Source organism: Saccharothrix sabaoui (assembly GCF_051756985.1).
Lineage (GTDB): Bacteria > Actinomycetota > Actinomycetes > Mycobacteriales > Pseudonocardiaceae > Actinosynnema.
The window spans coordinates 1-5,052 of the sequence record NZ_JBPKJK010000293.1 but is presented as its reverse complement, the minus strand read 5'-3'; the positions used below and the strand labels follow the sequence as shown (position 1 = coordinate 5,052).

Below are 5,052 nucleotides of genomic sequence, written 5' to 3'. Positions count from 1 at the left end.
GGGTGCTCGTCCCGCGCGGGGTTCAGCGGAGTCCCGACGTCAGGGACTGTCGGCCAGGGCCCGCTCCGGCCTCACCTCAGGTGCCGGGCGAAGAACCGGTTCGCGTCGTCCCCCTCGAACGCCGGGACGCCGGTGTGCCCGCCCGTGTTGGCGTGCAGCGTCTTCTCCGCCGAGCCGAAGGCGTCGAACAGGTCCAGGGCCATCCGCCGGTCGTTCCCCTCGTCGTCCCACTGGAGCAGGACCAGCAGCGGGACGGTGACCCGCCGGGCCTCCTCGAACGTCACGCGGGGCACGAAGCTCCCGGCGAACAGCACGGCGGCCGAGATGCGCGGCTCGACCACCGCCAGCCGGGTGCCGATGGCGATCACCCCTCCCGAGTACCCGACCGGGCCGCCGATGCCGGGCAGCGCGAGGAGGGCGTCCAGGGCCGCCCGCCACTCCGGGACCGCCCGGTCGACCAGCGGGAGGACCAGCCGGTCGACCACGTCGTCACCGACCGGCTCGCGGGCCTCCAGCGCCCGGACCAGGTCGGCGCGGGCCTGTTCGAGGTCGGCGGAAGGGGGCCGGTCACCGGCCCAGGGCAGCTCGATGGTGGCCGAGGCGAAGCCCGCCGCCGCGGCGTGCCGGGCGCGGGCCACCAGGCGGGGGTGCATCCTGCGCAGCCCGCCGGGGTGGCCGAGCAGGACCAACGGGGTCGGTGCCGGCGCGGCCCGGGGCGTCCACAGGACGCCGGGGATGTCGCCGAGGGTGAACTCGCGCTCGACGACACCGTCGTCGAGGTGCTGTTCGGAGGTGAAACGCATGGTCGTGCCCTTCGGGAGTGCTCGGTGAACGGCGCTCCCGGACGACCTACCGCCCGACCGTGACCCCAGGGGGGAGCACCCACGTCGACATGTTCACGGGTACCACCTCCTCGGTCTCCAGCACGGCGTCGGGAAGGTAGCAGCGGCCGCGGTGGGCCGCCACCGGTTTTTCGCGGTGGAACCCGGGAGCGGTCCGGGGCGTCGAAGTCGCCGGAGTTCGTGGACCGGCGGAACCGCACCTGTCCACCTGGGAGAACGGGTGTGATCCAGTGCCGGGCATGTCGTCACCACCGCCGTACCCGCAGGGGCCCGGGGGACCGGGGGGCCCGCAGCCCGGTCACGCACCGCAGCCCTGGCCCGCACCGCAGCCCTGGCCCGCCCACCCCGGCGGACCGGCGCACGGCGGACCGCCCCCGCCCCCGCGGCGCAGGAGCGGGGTGGTGTGGGTGCTCCTGGCGCTGGTCCTGCTCCTGGTCCTGGCCGCCGGTGTCGTGGTCTGGTCGACCCGGGGCGGCGGGTCCCAGGGCAACGGCTCCCCGGGCGGCGGCCGGAACGGCGAGGCGGCCGGGGACGCCGGGTGCGCGGGCGACTACTGCATCGGCCGGTTCGAGTACGTCAACGCCTGCGGCCTCCTCGACCCGTCGAGCACGACCGCCCGGATCGGGCCGACCGGCGACGACGGCCTGCTGGTGCAGGAGTCCTTCGCCGACCCCCTGCCCACCGCCGACCCGGCGTCGCCGCGGCCCTTCCTGGTGCGGTCGCTCTGCGACATCAGGCCGGTCGACCACGAGAAGGCGGTGTTCCGCAGCCTGTCGCTGGAGTTGGAGCAGTACGCCGAGGAGGGGCCCGCGAAGGAGAAGCCCCTCCAGCAGGGCCGGTCGCTGCCGGGCGTCGGGAACGCCGTCGTGAAGGACGAGGACGGTGGCGCGGAGGTCTTCGGCCAGGTCCGCAACACGCGCTTCCGGCTGAACCTCGTGTGGAGCAACAAGAAGCCGCCCATCCCCGACGCCACGCTCACCGGGCTGGTCGACGCCGTCGTCAAGGGTGTGGGCACCGGGCCCAGCGCGCCCGCCGACCTCGGCGAGCTGAGCGAAGGCGGCCGGCGGGTCGTGACCGACGCCTGCACCGTGTTCACCGGCGCGGACTTCCAGGACGCGGTCGACCACGTCGTCGACCCCACCAACGTGGACCGCACCTACAACACGGCGCTGGTGGGGTCGATCACCAGCACGTGCAGGCGGACCACCGCCCAGCTCGACCGCGACCGGCCGGCACCCGCGGGCACCACCTACCTGGACGGGGGCATGTCGCCCAAGGTCGCGGTCACCCAGCACCCCGACGCCGCGGCGGCGCGGGCGGCGCTGGCGGAGGACCGCCGCGACATCGCGGGCGCGGTGGACGTCCCCGGTGTCGGCGACGGCGCGGTCTTCGGGGTCGCCGCCTCCGCCTTCACCCTGGAGTTCACGCGCGGGTTCCACCGGGTCCGCGTCGACTGCGGGCTCACCAACGGCACCGCGGACTGGACCCCGGCCGACATGCGCGCCCGCCTCGAACCCCTCGCCGCCGCCATCGCGGCCCGCATGCCCTGACCACCGCCCCGCGCGGTCCGGTCGACCACCGGGCCGCGCGGACCGTCCACAGAGGAGTCAACCGTCCGGTGACGCGCCGGCCGGTGGCGGTGACCGCCGCACGGGTGGTGGACGGGACCGTTCGGGTGCCGTGCGCCGCGCACGGCCGTTCCCGATGATCTCCTGTGGCACAGTGGCCCCGGACGGACGTCCGGGTCACGAGCACTGGAGGACACCATGCCCGATCTCGTCGACCGGGTGCGCGACCTCGTCCCCCTGCTCCGGGCCAACGCCGCGCGCTGCGCCGCCGACCGCCGCGTCCCCCGCGAGAACCTCGACGCGCTGCGCGAGACGGGGATCTTCCACGTGGCCCTGCCCCGGCGCTTCGGCGGCGTCGGGTGCGACGTGCGCACGAAGCTCGCGGCCCTCACCGAGGTCGCCCGGGGCTGCGGTTCCACCGCCTGGGTCACGGCCATCTACCTGGACTCCGTCTTCCTGCTCGCGAAGCTCCCCGACGACGTGCAGGACGAGGTCTTCGCGGACCGCCTGGCGTTCCACTGCACCACCCTGGCCCTGCCCGGACGGGCGGTGCCGGTCGACGGCGGCTACTCCGTGTCCGGCCGCTGGCCGTTCAACAGCGGCTGCCTGGACGCCTCCTACCTGTTCCAGCCCGCCGTGGTCGAGGGCGGCGCCCCGACGCACTTCGTCATCCCCGCGCGCGACCTGGTGATCGAGGACGACTGGCGCGTCAGCGGCATGGAGGGGACCGGCAGCAACACCGTGTCCGGGCAGGACGTCTTCGTCCCGCACCGGCACGCGGTGCCGACGGCGCTGCTGCTCGACCAGGACCACCGCGGCGAGCGCCACCCGGACTCGCCCGTCCACCGCCACCCCGCGCTCACCTACCTGCTGACCAGCGCCGTCGCGGCGTTCCTCGGGATGGCGGAGGCCGCGTACGAGCTGTACCTGGAGCGCCTCCCGCGCCGCGGCCCGATCGCCTACACGGGCCACACCCACCACCGCGACGCCGCGATCACCCACCACCAGGTCGCCGAGACCAGGCTGAAGATCGACTCCGCCCGCCTGCTCGCCGACCGGGCGGCTGCCCTGCTGGACGAGCGCATCGCCGCGGGCGTGCCGTGCGGCGTCGAGGACAAGGCGGAGGTGTGGGGCCGGGTGGCCTACGCGACGAGGCTCTGCACCGAGGCGGTCGAGACGCTGCGCCTGACCTCGGGCGCGTCGGGCATCGCCACGGCACTGCCCATCCAGCGGATCGCCCGGGACGTCCAGGCGCTGGCCACGCACGCGATCATGACCCCCACCACCGGCATCGAGCACCACGGCCGCGCGCTGTGCGGTGTCGAGCCGAGCACGCCGTTGCTGCTCTGACGCCGGGCGCTCAAAGGGGATGACGGATCGCGGTCGTGCGGGCACGGCAAGTCATACCCGGAAATTCCACCCGAAGGTGTGTTCATCCTTCGTGCTCGGGTAACCGTTGGCCAGCACGCCAGAGGCGCTCGACAAACGAGGAGGAGGTGATCCGCGGTGTTGTTCCCGGTGTTCGACGCCACCGCCCCCGGGCGGGGTGTCCCGACCGCCCGGCGCTCGGCGGGCCACCACCCCTCCGGGCGCGGAACGTGCCGACGCGACCGGCCGTCGCCGGTCGCGTTACGGGTCTGAGGGCCGCGACAGGTCCTCCCCGTCATCTCCAGGGCCACCCGTGCCCCGGCACGGGTGCTGCGAGCAACCGACTGCACTCGACCCGCACCAGCGGTCCGCGAACGCGGCTGCGCGGGGGAAGGAAAGACGGAACCACACATGACTTCGACCATGGAGCGCATCAGCCACTGGTACGGCCGCGACGTCCGCGACCGGTCCGGCGACAAGATCGGCAGCGTGGAGCAGGTCTGGGCCACCGACGGCGACGACCAGCCCGCCTGGGTGTCGGTCAGGACGGGCCTCTTCGGCCTGCGCCAGTCGTTCCTGCCGGTGCGGGGGCTGAGCGAGGGGCCGGACGGCGACCTGCGCACCACCTGCACCAAGGAGCAGGTCAAGGACGCGCCCAGCGTGGACCCGGACGGCGGCCTCGACGCCACCGAGGTGCAGCGCCTGTACCGCCACTACGCCACCGGCAACGACAGCACCGGCAACGACAGCACCGGCAGCGCCGGCTACGGCGGCACCGCGTCGACCACCCGTGACCGCGCCGAGCACGCGGGCCACGCCGAGCACGCGGGCCACGCAGGCCGCGACACCGACAACGCGATGACCCGCTCGGAGGAGCACCTGCGGGTGGGCACCGAGCAGCACGAGGCGGGCCGGGCGCGGCTGCGCAAGTACGTGGTCACCGAGACCGAGCAGGTCGAGGTGCCCGTGCGGCGCGAGGAGGTCCGCGTCGAGCGGGAGCCGATCACCGACGCCAACCGCGGCGAGGCGTTCTCCGGCCCGGCCATCAGCGAGGCCGAGCACGAGGTGACGCTGCACGAGGAGCGGCCGGTGGTCGACACCCAGGCCGAGCCGGTGGAGCGGGTGCGCCTGGCCAAGGAGCAGGTGACCGACCAGCGGACCGTCTCGGGCCAGGTGCGCAAGGAGCGCATCGACACCGAGGGCGCCGTCGACCGGGACCGCCACCGGGGCTGACGAGGACGACCGATCCGGCGCCCGGCACGTCGAGGGCACCC

General features: G+C 74.5%; 4 protein-coding genes. 3 read left to right on the top strand and 1 reads right to left on the bottom strand.

From position 1 onward, the window contains the following. Positions 1-71: 71 nt before the first annotated feature. Positions 72-803 (bottom strand): dienelactone hydrolase family protein, encoded by a 732-nt coding sequence (locus ACR807_RS41015; RefSeq protein WP_438926951.1) that lies wholly within the window; start codon positions 801-803, stop codon positions 72-74. Between the two features lie 437 nt (positions 804-1,240). On the opposite strand from ACR807_RS41015, the gene ACR807_RS41010 reads away from it, so the two are divergent. From ACR807_RS41010 to ACR807_RS41000, 3 genes are all read left to right on the top strand, one after another. Further along, a complete protein-coding gene (locus ACR807_RS41010) occupies positions 1,241-2,392 on the top strand; it encodes a hypothetical protein (protein ID WP_438926950.1) in 1,152 nt (383 codons plus the stop codon). A gap of 216 nt (positions 2,393-2,608) precedes the next feature. After that, complete coding sequence (locus ACR807_RS41005; RefSeq protein ID WP_438926949.1) at positions 2,609-3,760, top strand: acyl-CoA dehydrogenase family protein; 1,152 nt, start codon at positions 2,609-2,611, stop codon at positions 3,758-3,760. Positions 3,761-4,189: 429 nt separating this feature from the next. Next, positions 4,190-5,011 (top strand): DUF2382 domain-containing protein, encoded by an 822-nt coding sequence (locus ACR807_RS41000; RefSeq protein WP_438926948.1) that lies wholly within the window; start codon positions 4,190-4,192, stop codon positions 5,009-5,011. The last annotated feature ends 41 nt before the right edge of the window (positions 5,012-5,052 follow it).

Coding starts and splice junctions, on each gene's coding strand:
- ACR807_RS41015 (WP_438926951.1), bottom strand. CDS start 803: ATGCGTTTCACCTCCGAACAGCACCTCGACGACGGTGTCGTCGAGCGC.
- ACR807_RS41005 (WP_438926949.1), top strand. CDS start 2,609: ATGCCCGATCTCGTCGACCGGGTGCGCGACCTCGTCCCCCTGCTCCGG.
- ACR807_RS41000 (WP_438926948.1), top strand. CDS start 4,190: ATGACTTCGACCATGGAGCGCATCAGCCACTGGTACGGCCGCGACGTC.